Raw genomic sequence first — 17,990 nt, 5'->3', positions numbered from 1 at the left:
CGTCCTGTCATGCTCCCGGGGGAGGCGCGGCCGTCCGATAGGCGGCCGCCGCCTCCTCGCACACCGACCGGACGGAGCGGCCGAGTATCGCGGCGATCTGCTCCGCCTCGGCGAGCTCGGGCTGAGCGGTGATCACCCGTCCGGCGAGCTCGGCGACCTTCACGGTGATCTCGTGCCGTGCGCCGGGCTCGCCGACGGCGACCCGCACCGAGCGGCGGGGGAGCGTCACCCGCTGCCAGGGCGACCAGCGGACGCCGAGCGTGCAGGTGTGCAGCAGGATCGCCTCGATGACCGCGCGCCGGGTCTGCTCGCCGCACACCGCCGTCACCGTCTGGCCGGGCCGGCCGTCGCGGCCGATCGTCGGCGTGGTCCAGCAGTCCCAGGCGCCGGCCTGGCGGACCGCCCGCAGCACCGAGGGCCACAGCCGGGGATCGAGGTCGTCCACTGTGCTCTCGACCAGGACGATCTCCTCGGTGCCCAGGGTCGCGCCGCCGGCATGACGGCCCAGCAGCACCCGGGTGATGTTGGGACCGTCGCTGGAATCGCGGGTGCCGCCGCCGCAGCCGACGGCGGTCACCGTCATCTCCGGCATCGGCGCCGGGACCGCCAGCGCCGCGACCAGCGCGGCCCCGGTCGGCGTCGTCCGCTCGCCGGCCAGATCGGAGCGGGTCAGCCCGATGCCGGCGGACCGGGCCAGTTCCAGGACCGCCGGTGCCGGCACCGGCAGTCGGCCGTGCTGGCTGCGCACCGTTCCGCTGCCGGCGGCGAAAGCCGAGCAGTGCACGACGACGCCGTCCTCCAGCAGCCCCAGATCGCTCAGCGCGGCAGCGCACCCTACGACATCGGCCAGCGCGTCGAACGCCCCGACCTCGTGGAAGTGGATCTCGTCGGGGGTGACGCCGTGGACGGTCGCCTCGGCCTCGGCGAGCAGAGTGAATACGCGTTCGGCATACCGCATCGCGCGCGGGGGCAGAACCGTGCCCCGCACCACGGCCAGGACGTCGCTGAGGGTCCGTTCGACATCGGGCTCCGCGGGGACCGTCACTTCGGCGCGCTTACAGGCGAATCCGGCGCGGCGCGCGTCGTCGAAGCGTACTGCGATGCCTTCGATGCCCATCGAATCGATCGCCGCCGTGATCGCCTCCGGCCGGGCTCCGGCGCCGACGAGCGCGCCGAGCAGCATGTCGCCGGCGACTCCGAGCGTGCAGTCCAGATGTGCGGCCAGCAGTTGCGTGTCGGTGCTCGCCGCGCGGCCGTCGCTCACTGCTCGTCCGCCGTCCGCATGGATTGCGCCATCTTCACAATCTTTGCGGCGTGCGCCGCAGCGCCGAACCCGTTGTCCACGTTCACGGTGACCAGCCCGGGGCTGCACGAGGCGAGCATCGCCGCCGCGGCCACCAGACCCCCGGCGCTGACGCCGTACCCGACGCTCGTCGGCACCCCGATCACCGGCGGCGCCACCAGACCGGCGACCACGCTGGCCAAGGCGCCTTCCATGCCGGCGACGACGATCACACACGAGCTGGCCCGAAGCGTGTCCAGATGCGCGAACAGCCTCGCGATCCCGGCCACCCCCACGTCGGTCACCGACACCGCGCCGACGCCGAGCACGGCGAGCGTCGCCAGGCACTCCCGCGCCACCGGCAGGTCCGACGTCCCGGCGCACACGACGGCGACCCGGCCGACCGGCTCCGGCAGCGGACCGACGGTGAGCGTCCCGGCGACCTCGTCCACCAGGACCTGGTCGGCCCCGAACCGCTGCGCGGCCTGCTCCAGCACCGCCTGCGGACACCTGGTCGCGAGCGCCGGGGACGAGGGGTTCGCACTACGCAGACCCTGCAATGCGGCGAACGTCTGCTCCGCAGTCTTGGACTGCGCGAAGACGACTTCCGGGACGCCGGTGCGCGCCGCGCGGTCGACGTCGAGCTTTGCGAAGTCCCCGAGATCGACGATCCGCTCGGCACGTTCGGGCTGGTCCCCGTTATGTCCAGTCACGGTCGAACAATACCTTGTGCCGGATGCCCGGCATCAGCGCATGACCGGCACCTAAGAGGAGTCCCCCCGATGCTGCGCGCGCTCTCTCACCGCAACGTCATGCTGTACTTCATCGGCCAGACGCTCTCCACCCTGGGCGACCGCTCGCTGTGGCTGGCCATGGGCATCTGGGTCAAGATGCTCACCGGCAGCAGCGCCGCCGCGGGCATGACCGTCTTCTGCTACACCGTCGGGACCCTGCTCGGCCCGCTCGGCGGCATGGTCGCCGACCGGTACCGCCGCCGTCCGCTGCTGGTCCTGGCCAACGCGGTGACCGGCGGCGTGATCCTGCTGCTGCTCCTGGTCTCCGGACGCGACCAGGTCTGGCTCATCTATCTCGTGATGTTCTTCTACGGCGCCTTCGGGACCGTGATCACCGCCGGCGGCAACGCGCTGGTCGCCACCGTCGTCGAGGACGACCTGCTGGCGGAGGCCAACAGCCTGGTGCAGACCGGATCGCAGGGGGTCTGGCTGGTGGCTCCGCTGCTCGGCGCCGGACTGCTCGCCGCGGTCGGCGCGTCCGGGGTGATCTGGCTCGACGCGGCCACGTTCGCCGCCGCGATCCTGGCGCTGGTGCTGTTGCGCGTCACCGAGACGCGGCCCGAACCGACCGAGACGCACTTCCTCGACGAGGCCACCGCGGGTATCAGACACCTGCTGCGCACGGTGGACCTCCGGCAGCTCGTCGTCGCCGCGCTGTTCACCGTCGTCGCGTTCGGGTTCGTCGAGTCGGTGGTGTTCGCCGTGGTCGGCAACGGCCTGCACCGCAAGCCGGAGTTCCTCGGGTACCTGATGGCGGCCATGGGCGTCGGCGCGATCGCCGCCTCGACCGTGGCGGCGCGCCTGATGAAGCGCTACGGCGAGGGCGGGCTCGTCGGGCTGGGCATGGCGGCGTTCGCCGTCGGCGCGCTGCTCCTGACGACGCCGTCGCTGCCGGTCACGGTCGTGGGGATGGTGCTGTTCGGGGTCTCGCTGCCGTGGATCAACATCGGCATCATCACCGTCCTGCAGCGCCGCACCCCGCCGGAGCTGCGCGGCCGGGTGCTGGCCGGCTTCGACTTCCTGTTCAGTCCGTTGCAGGGCGTGGCGATCGCGCTCGGCGCGGCGTTGATCGCGACGGTCGACTATCGCGTGATGCTGACGGTGATGGCCGCGCTGGTGGCCGTCGCCTCCGGTTACCTGTTCACCCGGCCCGAGCAGCGGATCCGACCGGCGGACGCTGAAGCCCTGGAGGCCTCATGAGCGTGGAGGAAGAGCTGATGGAACCGGCGGGACCGACCGAGCCGACCGAGCCGACCGAGCCGATGGATCCGATGGACGCGATGGACGCGATGGATCTGACAAGGCTGCTGGACCTGACAGAGCTGACGGCGCTGGTGGAGCGGGCGCGGATCCGCGTCGCCGCCGACCGGCTGGACACCGTGCTCCGCGGGCTCGGCAGCCTGGTCGTGGCCTTCTCCGGCGGCGTCGACTCGACCGTCGTGCTGGCCGCCGCGGCCCGCGTCCTGGGCCCGCGGGTGCTCGCGGTGATCGCGGACTCCCCGAGCCTGGCCCGGCGCGAGCTGGCCGAGGCGCGGGAGCTCGCCGCGTCGCTCGGCGTCCGGCTGGTCGAGGTAGCCACCGACGAACTCGCCAGCGAGGGCTACCGCCGCAACCTCGGCGACCGCTGCTACTTCTGCAAGTCGACCGTCCTGGCGGCGGCCCGGCGGGTCGCCGACGAGGCGGGCATCGCGCACGTGGCCACCGGCACCCAGGCGGACGACCGGCGCGCGCTGGACCGGCCGGGACTGCGGGCCGCCGAGGAGCTGGCGGTGGTGGAGCCGCTGGCGGCGGCGGGCATCGACAAGGCGATGGTGCGCAAGCTCGCCGCGTCGTGGGGCCTGCCGGTCGCGGACAAGCCGGCCGCGCCGTGTCTGGCCTCGCGCATCCAGGTCGGCGTCCCGGTTTCGGTCGCGCTGTTGGGCAGCGTCGAGCGGGCCGAGGAACATGTGCGCGGCTACTTCGCGCGGAACGGGGTTCCCGTCGCCGACCTGCGAGTCAGGATCCTGCTGAAGTCGTTCCGCGTCGAGGTCGACGCCGCGACCATGGCGGCCCTGGAGGACCGCGCGGAGCTGAAGCGCGGCGTGCTCAGCGGGCTGTCGACGCTGGGCTTGACGGGGCCGGGAGAGCTTGCGCCGTATCGGTCCGGCTCGGTCGGGAGACCGTCTTCTCTATCTGCACCCTGATGCCAGGGCATCTCGCTGAACGACATCGAATCGAACGGTTGTGAATCATGAATGACTTTCCGCTGGAGCCGGACCGCGCCGCCATGGCCGAGATGGGCGGCCTCGTTCTCGACCGCGTCCTGGACCACGTCGAGAGCCTGCCGGACCGGCCGGCCGGCAATCCGGTCGACCCGCGGCTGACCGCAGATCTCGTCGAGTCGTTCCTCTCCCCGCCGCCCGAGGCGGCCGGGGATCTCAGGGCACTGCTGGACCGGCTGGACGGCGCGGTGGACTGCGCCCTGGAGACGTCAGGGCCCGGATACCTCGCCTACGTTCCCGGCGGCGGGCTGTACAGCTCCGCACTCGCCGAGTTCTACGCCCGCGGCATCAACAAGTACGGCAGCTTCGCCTTTGCGGCCCCGGCGTTGGTCGCACTGGAGGAGGGCATACTGCGGTGGATTGCGCGGGACGTCTGTGGGCTCCCCGACGGCAGCACCGGCCTGCTCACCACCGGCGGCTCCATGGCCACGTTCTCCGCGGTGGTCGCCGCCCGCCACGACCGCCTCGGCGAAGACCTCGCCGACGGCACGGTGTACGTCACGGCGTACACACACCACTCGGTGGCGAAGGCGTGCCGACTCGCCGGGATCAGCGCCCGCAACATCCGTACGGTGCCCTGCACCGACGACCTGCGGATGGACATGACGGCAGCGGCGGCGATGATCGGCGCCGACCGGGCCGCCGGACTCCGTCCCTTCCTGCTGGTCGGATCGGCCGGCACCACGGACGCCGGCACCGTCGATCCGCTGCCGGCGATGGCCGATCTGGCGGCCCGCGAGGACCTTTGGCTCCACGTCGACGGGGCCTACGGCGGCTTCTTCCGCCTCACCGAACGCGGACGCCGGCGCCTGGCAGGGACTGAGCGCGCAGACTCCGTCACGCTCGACCCGCACAAGACCCTGTTCCTGCCCTTCGGCACCGGTACCCTCGTCGTCCGCGACCCCGCCAAGCTCTATGCCGCGCACGACGGCACCGGCAACTACCTCCAGGAGGTCGTCTCGGCGGGCGGCCTGCCCAACTACGCGCACATGGGTCCGGAGCTCAGCCACGAGATCCGCGGCCTGCGCGCCTGGATACCCCTCCATCTGCACGGCGTGTCCGCCTTCCGGGACGCCCTCGACGAGAAGCTCGACCTCGCCGAACAGGTCCACGACGTGCTGTCAGGCATCTCAGCCCTCGAAGTTCCCTGGCGTCCCGACCTGAGCACGGTCGCCTTCCGCGTCCGCTCGCGCAGCAGTAGCGCCGCGGCGCTGGAAGAGGCGGACCAGGCCACCCGCGACCTGCTCGCGCGCATCAACGACGACCCCGGGGTGCTGCTGTCCAGCACCGTCACCCACGGCCGGCAGACGATACGGGTCTGCGTCCTCGGCCACCACACCCACGCCGACCGGATCGACGAGGTTCTGGAGCTCATCGCGGCCCAGGCGAAGCAGTTGTAGGCAGCCACCCTTGTTCGCAATGTTCTGACTTAGGCCACATTCCGCTCGCTGCTGGTGCGCAGCGCGACGAGCAGGTCCGGGCTCAACGTGCTCAGGTCGGCGTTCGACGACGTCCGGTGAACCGCTTTGACGAGCGCGACGATCATCTGCCGTGCACGGGGGTCTTTTCTGGTCTCCCCGTCGACGACACGTCGCCAGAGCCTGTCGATCGCGTCGAGGTGGGTGGGGGTGGGTGTCCCGTCGCTCAGGGCGCGCAGAATCTCCACGCCGGTGGCAGGAGTCAGGGTGTGGATTTCGTCGCGCAAGCGGAGGAGTAGCTGTTCTCGCAGTTCGGGGAATCCAGCCATGACCGTCGCGTACCGGCGGTACATCGCCGCGCGTTGTTCGGGAAGGGCGTCACGGGTGTAGTCGAGTTCGGCCAGCAGCGCGCCGGGGAGGAACGGATCGTCGTCGATGTGCCACCGGATGGCCGGTCCCGTGGCGCGCAGGAAGGGGACGCTTTGCAGAAGAAGCATTCCCGCGCGCCAGCTCGGGAGGTATCCCGCTTCCCTGATGATGCGGCCCGCGGTGGACACGAACGGGACCTCGATGTCGTAGGACACGCCTTCGATGTTCGACAGCAGGACCTCGAAGCGGGTGAGGTCGTAGCTCACCGGGGCCTGGACCGTCGCGACCGTGTCCACCATCGACACCGGTGACCCGTCCTCACGTCTGAGGCGCAGGTTGACCTGTTCGCCGTGGCGCTCGAAGCGGATGCGGACGAGGTCGATCAGCGCGCTCCACTCATGCATGCTGAACTGGCCGTGCCACAAACCGGCGTACCGTCGCCAGCGATCGATGATCTGGTCGGGGGCCAGCAGATTGCCGTACAGCTCCGTGCCGTCCATCTCCTCGTCGGCGACCAGGACCAACAGCAACGTGAGGTTCGCCGAATAGACGGCCAGGCGCCGAGGTATATGCTCGCGCGCCGGCTCGTAGTCGCGATGGGAGCGCGACGGGTGCGGATACAACGAGCTCGCCAGCAGTTCGGGCAGCATCGTCCGGACACGGGTCCGCTCGTCGGTGGGTACCAGGCGGAGAAGTTCGCTGAGGAATTCGGTGGTCGGACGTCGCTCTGCCAAGCAGGAGAACGACAGGAGCGCATACAGGAATCCGTCGTCCAACCCGTCGAGCGACCCGGTCATGCCGCGACGTGTCACCTCGCGGACGGCGGCCAGGTCGCACAGAGCGCGGACAGTGAGCCAGGCGACGAGGAACTCGCCGAACGTCGAGTGCAGGAACTCGTAGCTGCGCGTGCGTTGGCCGTGTGCGGTGGCCTCGGACTTGTGGAGGAAGAAGAACTTGCCGGTCGCCTGGTCCGACGGGCTCGGTCCGTCCGGCCTGACGTGCGGTTCCTCGCCACCCCGATGGTCGAACAGGGCCATCAGGTCCTGGTCGAGCTCGACTGCGGCGACGGTCTGCCGGCGGCGCACGAACATGGACACCGCGACGATGGCCAGGCGGTGCATCTCGCGTTCGGCGAGCAGGTGTTGGCGGGCGGTGGGGAGGCTGCGGTTGGCCGCCGATTTGCGTACTTCGCGCAGCGAGAAGTCCATCAGCAGCGCCCGGTAGAGCTCAGCCTGTCCCAGGGCTCCCCGCTGGTCCTGCAAGGCGTTGCCGGTGGCGTCGAACAAGGCGAGCAGCATCAGGAGCAGCGGCTGCTCGGCGAGTTCGCGGTGGGCCAGGGCGATCTCGGCGGTCAGCGGCCGCAGCCCGCGTTCGGCGAGGACGGCGCCGTTGTGGCGGTTCCACGCTTCCAGCCACGTGCGGACCTGATCGTCGCTGAAGGGTTGCAGGCGGATGGTCACGGTGCCGATCGGGAACCGGGTCCGGCTGGCGATCAGGGTCCGGCTGGTGACGATCACCACCAGCGGATGTCCGATCCGGGCCTGCACCCGCTGGAAGTCCCTGACCTGCTCCAGGTAGTCGTACCTGTTGGCGCCGGAGGCCTGGAGCAGTTCGTCGAACCCGTCGAGCAGGACCACGGGCAGCGCGCCGTCGCCGGCCTCGACCAGGTCCTGCCAGCTGACGTGCTCGCCGAGTTCCCGGTACACCGCGTGCTCGATCTGCTCCTGGACCATCGACTCGGCCGGGACCGCGCGGAGTTCGACCCGGACCGGCAGGAAGTCGTTCTCCGGGAGCCGGGCGGCGAGGACTTCGGTGAACGTGGACTTCCCCGACCCCGGCTCCCCGAGGACGACCAGCGGGGCCTGCGTCGCGCCGGGCGAGGTCAGGAGCCCGGCGAGGAGGCGCTCGACGTCCTCGGCCAGCTCGCGGCCCTGCCACCAGACGTGGTCCTCCGGTTTGTCGCCGGGGTTGACCTCGGCGACCTGACAGCGGGGGTTGATGTACGCCTCGCGCAGACTCGGCAGCAAGACCCCCTCCGGGGACTGTGTCGAACCCATCAGCGGCTCGTCCAGCCCGGCCTGGTAGTTCCGGGACAGGTGCAGACGGGAGCGATCGCCCGGGCGGCGAGCCGCGGCCGCCATGGTGCCCAGCAGCTCCGAGACGCCCGCCAGTCCCGCTCCCAGCGCGTGGGCCTCGGTCAGACTCGCCCACACCGCGAACTCGTGGTTGTCGGCGGCCAGCCGTCGGAAGGCGTCGTCGTAGCCTTTCAGGGCACTGTCGAGCGTCACCGGGCCGGAGATCGCCTCCATCAGGCCGCGCCGCCTGGTGCCGTCCAGCTGCTCCCACACCGCCAGCCCCTGCACGAACGACCGAAGCCGTTCCGCCAGCCGCGCGTGCACCTGCTGGACGTCCTTCCGGGTCTTCGCGTACGGACGGTGGCATTCCGGCAGCGGAAGCCGGTCCGAGGCCAGCACCGCGATCAGCTCGACGTAGCCGCTGGGCAGCCCGCCCCGGGTGGCTTGCGCGACCTGCTCCTCCCGGGTCAGCGCCAGGCTCTCCAGCGGGACCGGCAAATCGTGCTCACCCAGTGCCTCGAAGTACGTCGTCACGACGAGCACCGCGTGCGCGGCCGCGAGCCGTTGCGTGCGATCGAAACGCGAGAGCCCACTGCGCCATTCCGAGCCCCGGGCCATCAGGGCATGGCTGTGCCGGACCACGTCGTTCTTCAACTCGAACAGGTTCAACGGCACCCCGGCGTCGGCCCCGGAGGCTCCCGCGGTCGCGGCCCACACCGTCAGACCGATCGACCCGACCACGTCGAGCACAGCGACGAGCCGGCTCTTCCGGTGTCCGAGGATCTTGAGCGCATCCGCATAGGTCAGGGTCTCGCCCACGACTTCTCCATGGCTTCGGGGACCGTGCTGACTACCATCATCGCTCCCGAGCCGGGCGGTGGGCGCAGGTATCGTCGAATCCTGAGACGCGGTGGATCGGCGACCGGCGAGCGCGACGAGAGAGCACAAGATGTGGGAGTGGAAACGGCTCAGGTATGAGCGTGGCGTCCTGGCCAGGCGCCTGGCCGTGGTCGAGCTGGGCTGGCTGGCGCTGGTTTGTGTGGTGCTCGTCGGCGCGGGCGTGCATTCCGCGGCGGCCGGGGTCGTGTTCCTGCTCGGCGTGATCGTCAACGGGTGGATCCTGATCCCCGCGTTCATGGTCAGAGTCCTGACGATCGGTATCTACGTCGGCGACCGCGGCCTCAAGATCCGCAACTCGATCCGCACCTACATCCTCCACTGGGACGAGATCCGCGGCGTCGAGGAAGGCCCCATCCGCTGGGGCTCGCGCAACAGCGCCAATATGAGGGCCATCTGGATCATCACCAAGCGTGGCAAACGGATCGAGACCCAGGTCCACTGTCGGGTGGGCCCCAAGAGCTACATGAGGCGCGAGAAGATCGGGTCGATACTGTCCGAGACGGAGTTCGCGGCGGCCTTGGAGGAGCTGAGAGCGCGCATTTCTGGAGCCGCGATATGACGGCGGGGAATCGCCCCGCTCGCTAGTGCCTCGCGTGCCGTGTCGTGGCGGCGAGGGTTCCGAGCAGTGCGAGCGCCTGCGTGCTCGGTGATCCGGGTTCTGCCTGGTAGATCACCAGTTCCTGGCCGGGTGCGGAGCGGATGTCGAAGGTCTGCATCGACAGGGTCAGGTGGCCGACGTCGGGATGGTCGAAGCGTTTGCTTGCCATGCCTTTGCCTCGCACGTCGTGGTGAGTCCACAGGTCGGCGAACTCGGGGCTGGTTTCCAGGAGTTCGGCGAGGATCTTGCGGATGCGGGGGTCGTCCGGGGCTTCGCTGTGTCCGTGGCGGAAGCCGGCGACCGAGTTGCGGGCGACGTCCCACCAGTCGCGGTAGAAGGTGCGGGCGGTGGGGTCGAGGAACACCACGTGCATCAGGTTGCGTGAGTAGGACCAGTCGTGGAACAGGACGTCAGCGAGTTCGTTGGAGGCCAGGACGTCGAAGGCGCGGTTGTAGACGATGGCCGGGTTGTGGGGCCAGGCCGACATCAGCTGCAGCAGGCCGGGGTCGACGCGGGTCGGCGCCGTCTGCGGCAGCGGGCCGGGGCCGAGGCCGGCCAGGCGGAACAGGTGCCGGCGGGCGTCCTCGACCAGGCCGAGCGCTGCCGCCAGGGCATCGACGACCTGCGCGGACGGCGTCCGCTCCCGGCCCTGCTCCAGCCGGATGTAGTAGTCGACGCTGATGCCGGCCAGCTGCGCCACCTCCTCGCGACGCAGGCCGGCCACCCGGCGCGCGCCGTGGGCCGGCAGGCCCACGTCGGCCGGGCTGGTCTGGGCCCGGCGGGCGCGCAGGTAGGTGCCCAGCTCGGAGGTTGACATGACCTCATCGTAAGCCTGGCCTGCGGCGGCGTGGGTGGGTGCAGTACTCCCAGGAGAGGTGGACACTGTTCCGGCTTCCGGCTCGGCGCGACAGTCGTTGCCATGACAACGAACAACATCGACATCAATACCGACACCGACACCGACACCGACACCGACACCGACACCGACACCGACACCGACATCGACATCGACATCGACATCGCAGCGCAGAATGACGGCTCCAAGGTCGTCCTCGTCACCGGAGCCAGCAGTGGGATCGGCCGGGGCATCGCGCAACGGCTTGCCGCGGAGGGGCATCGGGTCGTCGCCGGAGCGCGTCGGCTCGACCGGCTCGAAGCCCTGGCCGACACCGTCCGGGCGACGGGGACGGCGACGGCGACGGCGACGGCTCACCCCGGCGGAGACGGGATCGTCGGTGAGATCGTCCCGGTGGCGCTGGACGTCACCGATCGCGCCGACGTCGCCGCCTTCGTGCAGGCCGCGGTCGACCGGTTCGGGCGCGTGGACGTGCTGGTCGGCAACGCCGGGGTGATGCCGCTGTCCCGGCTGGACTCGCTGCTGGTCGCCGAGTGGGAGCGGATGATCGACGTGAACGTGCGCGGCCTGCTCTACGGCATCGCCGAAGTCCTGCCACGCTTCCAGGAGCAGGGCGGCGGGCACTTCGTCACCATGGCGAGCGTCGGCGCGCACCAGGTGGTGCCGACCAGCGCGGTCTACTCCGGGACCAAGTACGCGGCCTGGGCCATCACCGAGGGCCTGCGCCAGGAGAGCGATCCCTCGATCCGGGTCACGACGATCTGTCCCGGCGTGGTCGCCTCCGAGCTGGCGGAGTCGATCACCGACACCGGTGCCGCGGAGATGATGAAGACGTACCGTGCGCACTCCATCGAGCCCGACGCCATCGCGCAGGCCGTGTCCTATGCGCTCGGCCAGCCGGCCGGGGTCGACGTCACCGAGATCATCGTGCAGCCGACCCGGCAGCGGTGAGGGACCGGTGGTTACTGCGCGCTCGTGGTACCTCTTCGCTCTAACCTCACGCCTCGCTCGTCTTGTGCGCGAACACCCACCGGTTGCCGGCCAGCGCGTCGTTCGGTTCGGGCCGCGGGCCGCGGCCGAGGCGGCGGGTGAAGTCGAAGGGGGTGTGGACCGTCGTGGACCAGCCGTTGTGGGTCAGGGCTCCTGCGGAGTCGGGCCGCGGCTCCTTCGCGAAGAGGTCGAGCAGGTCGATACCGATCTGCTGCCGAGTCGCGGTGTACAGCGGGCTGTCCCGGTACGCCATCAAGTCCTTCTCGAGTTTCACTTCGAAGGCCAGCGCGCTTCCCGCTGCGGACAGCCGGTCCACCGCGTCGATGAGCTGCGTCTCGGCGGCGGCGGGTAGGTAGAACAGCAGGCCTTCGGCCAGCCAGGCGCTCGGTGCCGCCGTGTCGAAGCCGCCGTCTGTCAGTGCTCTGACCCAGTCGCCGCGCAAGTCGATCGGGATCGGCACGCGTGCGGCCTTCGGGGTGGCCGCCAGGCCGTCGAGCACCTGGTGCTTGAACGCCAGCACGCCTTCCCTGTCGATCTCGAAGATCACGCAGCCGTCCGGCCAGTCGAGCCGGTACGCCCGCGCATCAAGCCCGGCTCCGAGGAGGACGACTTGGCGCGCGCCGTTGCGGACCGCCTGGAGGAGGAAGTCGTCGAGGACCCTGGTCCGAAGGCCGAAGTAGCGTGCGAAGCGGCCCCACAGCGGGTTCGCGTCGCCGTCCGGAACCTGTTGGATGCGGACGGGCCAGCCCGCGGACGCCGACGCGGCGCGCACGAAGTGCTCGGCATAAGGGTCCTGCGCGAGGCTGTCGTGGCGGTGGGTCTCGATCGCGCGGGCTGCGGCGACCAGGAGCGCGGTGACGCCGATGCCGCCGTCCACGCCTCCCGCGCCGTCCACGCCTCCCGTGACCTCCGAGCCTCCCGTGACTTCTGCGCTGGTGTTCCGCTGCGGCACGTCGGTCGTCATGCGTGCTCCTTCGTGGCGTGCGGGATCAGAACGGGTTTGACCACGCGGCCCGCCTCGCAGTCGCGCTCGGCCTCGTTGATCTCGTCGAGGGGGTAGGTGCGGATGAGCTCGTCGAAGGGGAAGAGGCCTGCCTGCCAGAGCCCTGTCAGCCTCGGGATGAGTAGGCCGGGCACCGCGTCGCCCTCGCAGATGTGGGACAGCTTCCGGCCCCGGTCGAGCGTCCCGGGCTCCAGCGGCAGCGTCGTGGGCAGCCGTGCCACCAGGCCAAGGTGGCCGGTCGGTCGCAGGGCCCTGAGTGCGTCGTTGATCAGCTCGGGGGAGGCCGTGGTGTCCAGCGCGTATTGCACCCCGCCGTCCGTCAGCTGCTTGATATGGTCGGGAAGACTTCCCGTCCCGTACAGCGGGATGGCGCCGAAGCGCTCGGCCAGCGCCAGCCGTTCGGGGTGCTGGTCGACGGCCACGATCACCGCCCCGGCAGCGGCCGCCGCCATGACCGCGGCCAGGCCCACGGCTCCGGCACCGAGGACGGCGATGGCATCGCCGGGGCCGGCGCGGAAGGTGTTGAGGACCGCCCCGGCGCCGGTGAGGAAGCCGCAGCCGAGCGGGCCGAGCAGTTCGACGGGCAGCGCGGGATCGACCCGGACGGCGTTGCGGGCCGGGACCATCGCGTACTCGGCGAACGAGGATTGGCCGAACCACCGTGGCGCCAAAGGATTTCCGGCCGCGTCGGTGAACCGCTCGGCGTTCTCCTTGCGCTCTCCGAACAGATTGAGCTCGGCGAACGAACCACAGTAAGCAGGTGCGCCGCCGATACAGGCGCGGCAATGCCCGCAGGAGTCGAAGCTCAGCACGACGTGGTCGCCGACGCTCAGCCGCGTGTCAGGGCCGCCAGTCGCCACGACGACTCCGGCGCCCTCGTGGCCGAGAACGGCCGGCAGCGGTGAGCGGCCAGCGGAGCGGCGAACGGCGAGGTCGGTCCGGCACATCCCGCACCCCGCGATCCGGACCAGGATCTCCCCGGCGGCCGGCCCCGCGTCCAAGGCCACCTCCTCAAGCGTGAACGGGCTCTGATACGAACGCAGCACTGCCGCGCCGAACCGGATGCCCACGTCACGCCCCCTGGGGCCGGTGCACGACGAACGGCCTGAGGTTCCCGTAGAAGCCCCACGGCCCGCCCGCGACCCCGACGCCGCTCTCCTTGATTCCCGCGAACGGCTGGGCGAGGGAGAGCTCGCCGTGATGGTTGATCCAGACCGTCCCGCATTCGAGCCGCTCGGCCACCGTTTCGGCCCGGTCGAGATCGGTTCCCCACACCGAGCCGCCGAGCCCGAACCCGGTGTCGTTCGCCGCATGGACGGCGTCGTCAATACTCTGATACGCGAGCACCGGCAGCACCGGGCCGAACTGTTCCTCGGTCACCACCGGGCTCTCGGCCGGGACGTCGGCCAGGATCGTCGGGGCGAAGAAGTAGCCCGGCCCGTCGAGCCGGCGTCCGCCGAACGCGGCGCGGGCGCCGTCTGCCAGAGCTCGGGCCGCGTAGCGCTCGACGCGGGCGAGTTGGTGGGCGTTGTTGATCGGGCCCAGCTGCGATCCGGCTTCCAGGCCCGGCCGCACGACGGTGCTCTTCGCGCGCTGGGCCAGGGCTTCGACGACCTCGGAGTAGAGCCGGGCCGGGGCGTAGACGCGCTTGACCGCCATGCAGATCTGCCCGCAGTTGCGGAACGCCGCCCAGAACAGCCGGTCCGCGATCTGCTCCACGTCCACGTCGTCGAGCAGGATCGCGGCGTCGTTGCCGCCCAACTCCAGGGTGACCCGGGCGAGTGAGGACGCCGCACCGCGCGCCACCGCGCGGCCGGTGGGAACCGAGCCGGTGAAGGTGACGTGGCGGATCCCCGGGTGGGAGGCGAGGCGCTCGCCGAGCGGCTCGCGGCCGGTGACGATCGTGAGCACGTTCTCGGGCAGGGCCGTGGCGAGGACGGATCCCAGCATCCTGGTGGCCAGCGGCGTGAACGGGGAGGGCTTGAGCACCACCGTGTTGCCTGCGGCGAGTGCCGGGGCGAACTTCGCGGAGGCGAGTTGCAGCGGGAAGTTCCACGGGACGATCGCGGCGACCGGTCCGAGCGGCCGCCAGCGGACCTCGCTGCGCATCGGTCGGCCGTCCTCGATCGGTTGGGTTTCCGGGCGGAGCGCGGCGAAGTAGCGCAGGCGGGCCGCCGTCCGGGCGACCTCCGCGTACGACTCGGGCAGCGGCTTGCCCTGCTCACGGGTGAGCAGCGGAGCGAGGTCCGGCGCGGCCTGCTCCACGGCGTCGGCCGCCGCGAGCAGCGCTGCGGCGCGGGCGTCGGGGTCCGTCCGCCACTCGCGCCAGGCCGTTTGGGCACGCTCGACGATCGCGTCCAGTTCCTCAGGCTGCTGATCCGGCGCCTCGTCGAAGGGTTCGGCGGTCGCGGGATCGAGGACTGCGAAGCTGCCGTCGCGGACCACCTGCGGGCGACTGCGCTGAGTCGTCGGCATGCCGGCCGCTCAGTTCCCGGCGGCGACGGTCGTCTGCTCCTGGTGGTGCCGGTCCATCTCGGCCCGGAAGGCGGCCACCAGGTGCGGCTGGATCCGTCCGGTGGTGCGGTCGCCGCGTTCGCAGACCGCCCCGCGCACACCGACGATGTCGGTGCCGATGGCGGTGAGCGTGCCGAGGTCGTCCACCCGGATGCTGCCCGCGAGCGCCGCGAGCAGGCCGGCGTCGTGGGCGCGCCGGACGAACTCCGCGCAGAGCTCGGGCGGGACGTGGTCGAACAGCCGGGTCCCGTCCTTGATCGCGGTGTCGAGCATGGCCGCGTCGGAGCCGGAGCGGGCGGCGATGTCGGGCAGCGCGAGCGGGTTGACGCAGCCGATCCGGTGGGCGTCGGCGTAGCCCGAGGCGACGACGAGCGCGTCCGGGCGATGGTCCTTCACCGCCCGCACGACCCCCTGCATGACGGTGATCGCCTGGTCGGGCGTGGTGCAGCCGTAGAGGCCGACCTTGATGTACGTGGCGCCCGAGACGACGGCGCCGAGCGCCGCCTGGGCGACCGTGCCGGGCTTGTAGGGGACGTCCCCGACGGTCGCGGACACCGGCTTGTTCGCCGGGACGGCGTCGCGGATCTCCCTGATCACCCACGGGAAGTTCGCACCGAGCGAGCCCTCGTCCGGCTTCTTGACGTCGACGATGTCCAGGAACCGCGCCGCCTTCGCGCAGTCGCGGGCCTCTTCGAGGTCGGCCGGGGATATGAGCAGCAGCAACGCGCTCTCCTTTCGGTGGCGTGGGTGCTCAGCGCCCCTGCGCGGGAATCAGGTGGTTGCCGCGGGTGTCGCCGTTGTCCGGCTCATAGAACTCCACGATCGCGGCCCGCCACACCTCCACCTCGATCAGGTCCTGCGCGTCGGGCTCGAAGGAGTCGAAGAGCGCGTGCAGGTTCTCGTGCCCGAAGCCGATCGCCTTCATCAGCGCCTCGAACACGGGGCGCTCGATGAGCCCGTCGCCGTCCGGATCGCCGAGCGCGGAGAGCGCCTCGGCGAACTGCTCGACGGCCGCCCCGAACTGCTCCGGGCTGAGCACGAAGGACCGGAACTCCTCGACGCTGATCCGCCCGTCGCCGTTCGCGTCGAGCTCGGCGGCCATCGTGGCCCAGTAGCGGTCGAAGGCGGCCCGGATCGCGTCCTTCGCGCCCCGGTCGGACCCGGTCGCGGCGGCGATCACCCGGTTCGTCATGAGCTCGATGTCGGCGGCCTCGATGAAGCCGTTGCCGTCGGTGTCGAAGAGGTCGAAGACGTGCTCGACCCGCGCGGCGGCCTGAGGGTGATGGTCCATGGGGATTCCGGCCTCTCGTCGAGTCAGTGACCTGCCTGTCCGATTGTCGTCTCAGGGAACTGATTCGTCCCGCACGGGCGCCCGAATTCACCCGATCAGTGGACGTCGCACCGGCGCGCCACGGCGCGCGTGATCGGCGCGCGCGCTCCTTGGCCTGCCGCTCGCCCCGCTGCCGGTCATCCCGGGCAGCCATGGTGCGCTGGTGGCGATCGGGCTGGGCGGCCTGGTGATGCTGGTGCTGTTCCCGATGGCGGCGGGCAAGGCCGGTCAGGACACAGCCTTGCTAAAGCGCTTCCACGTCGGATATCCGGACCCGGACCCGTTCGACGTCCGCGCGCATGCCGAGGCGCCGGTAGATCTCCAACGCCTGGTTCAGAAATGCCAGGCCCCGGGCGGGATCGCCGGTGGCCGCGTGGTGGTCGGCGATGCCCTCCAGCGCGATCGCCTCGTCGTCGGGCTTGTGCAGTTCCCGGTTCATGGCCAGAGCCTGCTGATACAGCTCGAAGGCTCGGGGGCGGTCGCCGAGCGCGGCGATCGCGGCCGCGTAGAAGTTCAGCGCCCACGCCTCGTTGCCGCGGTACCCGATCTGTCGGAAGATCTCCAAGGCCTGGCTGTGGGTGTCCGCCGCGCCTTGGAAGTCGCCGGTCAGATACCGGACCCGTCCCAGGTCGTTCAGCGTCGAAGCCTCATTGCCCCGGTTGCCGATCTGTCGGAAGATCTCCAAGGCCTGATTGTGGGCCTGCGCCGCGCCCGCGTAGTCGCCGGTCAGACAGCGCGCCCGTCCCTGGTCGTGCAGTGCTGAGGCCTCGCCGAGGCGATTACCGATCTGCCGGAACACCTCCAGGGCCTTCGTATGGGCGTCCAGCGCGCCCGCGAAATCCCCGCTTTGATGCCCCACGCGTCCCATGTCGTTCAGAGCGTTGGCTTCGCCGAGGCGGTTGCCGATCTGTCGGAAGATCGCCAGGGCTTTCGTATGGGCGTCCACCGCGGCTGGAAAATCCGCGTTCATATGCCCCACGCGTCCCAGGTCGTTCAAGGCGTTGGCTTCGCCGAGGCGGTTGCGGATCTGCCGGAAGATCTCCAGCGCCTGCGTGTGGATATCCGCCGCACCCGCATAGTCCCCGCTCGAGTCCCGTACCCGACCCAGGTTGGTCAGGGCGTTGGCTTCGCCGAGCCGGTTGCCGATCTGCTGGAAGATCTCCAGGGCCTGGGCGAAGGCCTCCGCCGCGGCCGGGAAATCCCCGCCGTGGTGCCGCACCTGCCCCAGATTGATCAGGGCGTTGGCTTCGCCGAGGCGGTTGCCGACCTGCCGGGACATCTCCAAGGCCCGCGCGAAGGCGTCGGCCGCGCCCGGCGAATCCCCGGTCAGGCGCCGCACCCGCCCCCCGTCGGTCAGGGCGGTGGCCTGGGCGGCGGAGTGGCCGAGACGGGCGGCTGCCTCCGCCGCGGCCTGGTGGACCTCCAGGGCGCGGGTCCAAGGGCCGTCGGAGAGCAGGATCTCGGCCATGCCCGCGGCCAAGGCGATGGTGTGGTGGTCGAGACGGCGGGCCTGGATCCGGGCGTCTTCGAGGTTGCGGTGCTCGGTGCGCAGCCAGGCCCGGGCGGTCTCGGGATCGGTCAGATCGGGGGTGTGGGCGGG

General features: G+C 70.8%; 15 protein-coding genes. 5 read left to right on the top strand and 10 right to left on the bottom strand.

Features of this window, described 5'->3' with window-relative positions; all coding sequences use genetic code 11:
• Positions 1-7: 7 nt before the first annotated feature.
• Positions 8-1,264, bottom strand: coding sequence for a nickel pincer cofactor biosynthesis protein LarC (gene larC, locus GWK61_RS24480; RefSeq protein ID WP_323747735.1), 1,257 nt, complete (start codon positions 1,262-1,264; stop codon positions 8-10).
• Positions 1,261-1,995 carry a nickel pincer cofactor biosynthesis protein LarB gene (larB, locus tag GWK61_RS24475; RefSeq protein ID WP_194911655.1) on the bottom strand — a complete coding sequence of 245 codons (735 nt, stop codon included), beginning with the start codon at positions 1,993-1,995 and terminating at the stop codon, positions 1,261-1,263. The genes larC and larB overlap by 4 nt, the downstream gene beginning before the upstream one ends.
• 69 nt (positions 1,996-2,064) lie before the next feature.
• Here larB and GWK61_RS24470 point away from each other — a divergent pair, with 69 nt between their 5' ends.
• From GWK61_RS24470 to GWK61_RS24460, 3 genes are read left to right on the top strand one after another with little or no spacing between them, the layout of a single operon-like run.
• On the top strand, positions 2,065-3,276 hold the full coding sequence (locus GWK61_RS24470) for an MFS transporter (protein WP_194911653.1): 1,212 nt from the start codon (positions 2,065-2,067) through the stop codon (positions 3,274-3,276).
• Complete coding sequence (gene larE, locus GWK61_RS24465; RefSeq protein ID WP_228562879.1) at positions 3,273-4,259, top strand: ATP-dependent sacrificial sulfur transferase LarE; 987 nt, start codon at positions 3,273-3,275, stop codon at positions 4,257-4,259. The genes GWK61_RS24470 and larE overlap by 4 nt, the downstream gene beginning before the upstream one ends.
• A gap of 47 nt (positions 4,260-4,306) precedes the next feature.
• On the top strand, positions 4,307-5,737 hold the full coding sequence (locus GWK61_RS24460) for a pyridoxal phosphate-dependent decarboxylase family protein (protein WP_194911652.1): 1,431 nt from the start codon (positions 4,307-4,309) through the stop codon (positions 5,735-5,737).
• Between the two features lie 29 nt (positions 5,738-5,766).
• Here GWK61_RS24460 and GWK61_RS24455 read toward each other — a convergent pair whose 3' ends face one another.
• The gene (locus tag GWK61_RS24455; RefSeq protein ID WP_194911650.1) at positions 5,767-9,018 is read right to left on the bottom strand and encodes an NACHT domain-containing protein; all 3,252 of its coding nucleotides are present in this window, start codon (positions 9,016-9,018) and stop codon (positions 5,767-5,769) included.
• A gap of 187 nt (positions 9,019-9,205) precedes the next feature.
• Between GWK61_RS24455 and GWK61_RS24450 the strand changes: the two genes are divergently transcribed.
• A complete protein-coding gene (locus tag GWK61_RS24450) occupies positions 9,206-9,658 on the top strand; it encodes a hypothetical protein (RefSeq protein ID WP_194911648.1) in 453 nt (150 codons plus the stop codon).
• A 22-nt stretch (positions 9,659-9,680) separates the two neighbouring features.
• On the opposite strand, the gene GWK61_RS24445 is transcribed toward GWK61_RS24450, so the two are convergent.
• Entirely contained in the window at positions 9,681-10,514 is an 834-nt protein-coding gene (locus GWK61_RS24445) for a helix-turn-helix transcriptional regulator (RefSeq protein ID WP_194911646.1), read from the bottom strand.
• 102 nt (positions 10,515-10,616) lie between these two features.
• Here GWK61_RS24445 and GWK61_RS24440 point away from each other — a divergent pair, with 102 nt between their 5' ends.
• Positions 10,617-11,504, top strand: coding sequence for an SDR family oxidoreductase (locus GWK61_RS24440; RefSeq protein ID WP_194911644.1), 888 nt, complete (start codon positions 10,617-10,619; stop codon positions 11,502-11,504).
• A 46-nt stretch (positions 11,505-11,550) separates the two neighbouring features.
• Here GWK61_RS24440 and GWK61_RS24435 read toward each other — a convergent pair whose 3' ends face one another.
• From GWK61_RS24435 to GWK61_RS24410, 6 genes are all read right to left on the bottom strand, one after another.
• Positions 11,551-12,507, bottom strand: a complete 957-nt coding sequence (locus GWK61_RS24435; protein WP_194911642.1) for a class I SAM-dependent methyltransferase — start codon at positions 12,505-12,507, stop codon at positions 11,551-11,553.
• A complete protein-coding gene (locus GWK61_RS24430; RefSeq protein ID WP_194911678.1) occupies positions 12,504-13,610 on the bottom strand; it encodes an NAD(P)-dependent alcohol dehydrogenase in 1,107 nt (368 codons plus the stop codon). The genes GWK61_RS24435 and GWK61_RS24430 overlap by 4 nt, the downstream gene beginning before the upstream one ends.
• A gap of 7 nt (positions 13,611-13,617) precedes the next feature.
• Complete coding sequence (locus GWK61_RS24425; protein ID WP_194911640.1) at positions 13,618-15,021, bottom strand: aldehyde dehydrogenase family protein; 1,404 nt, start codon at positions 15,019-15,021, stop codon at positions 13,618-13,620.
• 9 nt (positions 15,022-15,030) lie between these two features.
• Complete coding sequence (locus tag GWK61_RS24420; protein ID WP_194911638.1) at positions 15,031-15,783, bottom strand: (5-formylfuran-3-yl)methyl phosphate synthase; 753 nt, start codon at positions 15,781-15,783, stop codon at positions 15,031-15,033.
• 28 nt (positions 15,784-15,811) lie between these two features.
• Entirely contained in the window at positions 15,812-16,351 is a 540-nt protein-coding gene (locus GWK61_RS24415; protein ID WP_194911637.1) for an EF-hand domain-containing protein, read from the bottom strand.
• Between the two features lie 283 nt (positions 16,352-16,634).
• On the bottom strand, positions 16,635-17,990 hold a 1,356-nt coding region (locus GWK61_RS24410; protein WP_194911635.1), incomplete at its 5' end, for a tetratricopeptide repeat protein.

This window comes from Catenulispora rubra (assembly GCF_015356825.1).
Taxonomy (GTDB): domain Bacteria; phylum Actinomycetota; class Actinomycetes; order Streptomycetales; family Catenulisporaceae; genus Catenulispora; species Catenulispora rubra.
This window is presented reverse-complemented; position numbering and strand designations above follow the sequence as displayed.

What these genes read in the sequence shown, in the direction of transcription:
- GWK61_RS24460 (WP_194911652.1), top strand. Translation starts at nt 4,307, where the DNA reads ATGAATGACTTTCCGCTGGAGCCGGACCGCGCCGCCATGGCCGAGATG.
- GWK61_RS24470 (WP_194911653.1), top strand. Translation starts at nt 2,065, where the DNA reads ATGCTGCGCGCGCTCTCTCACCGCAACGTCATGCTGTACTTCATCGGC.
- larE (WP_228562879.1), top strand. Translation starts at nt 3,273, where the DNA reads ATGAGCGTGGAGGAAGAGCTGATGGAACCGGCGGGACCGACCGAGCCG.
- GWK61_RS24425 (WP_194911640.1), bottom strand. Translation starts at nt 15,021, where the DNA reads ATGCCGACGACTCAGCGCAGTCGCCCGCAGGTGGTCCGCGACGGCAGC.
- GWK61_RS24435 (WP_194911642.1), bottom strand. Translation starts at nt 12,507, where the DNA reads ATGACGACCGACGTGCCGCAGCGGAACACCAGCGCAGAAGTCACGGGA.
- GWK61_RS24440 (WP_194911644.1), top strand. Translation starts at nt 10,617, where the DNA reads ATGACAACGAACAACATCGACATCAATACCGACACCGACACCGACACC.
- GWK61_RS24415 (WP_194911637.1), bottom strand. Translation starts at nt 16,351, where the DNA reads ATGGACCATCACCCTCAGGCCGCCGCGCGGGTCGAGCACGTCTTCGAC.
- GWK61_RS24445 (WP_194911646.1), bottom strand. Translation starts at nt 10,514, where the DNA reads ATGTCAACCTCCGAGCTGGGCACCTACCTGCGCGCCCGCCGGGCCCAG.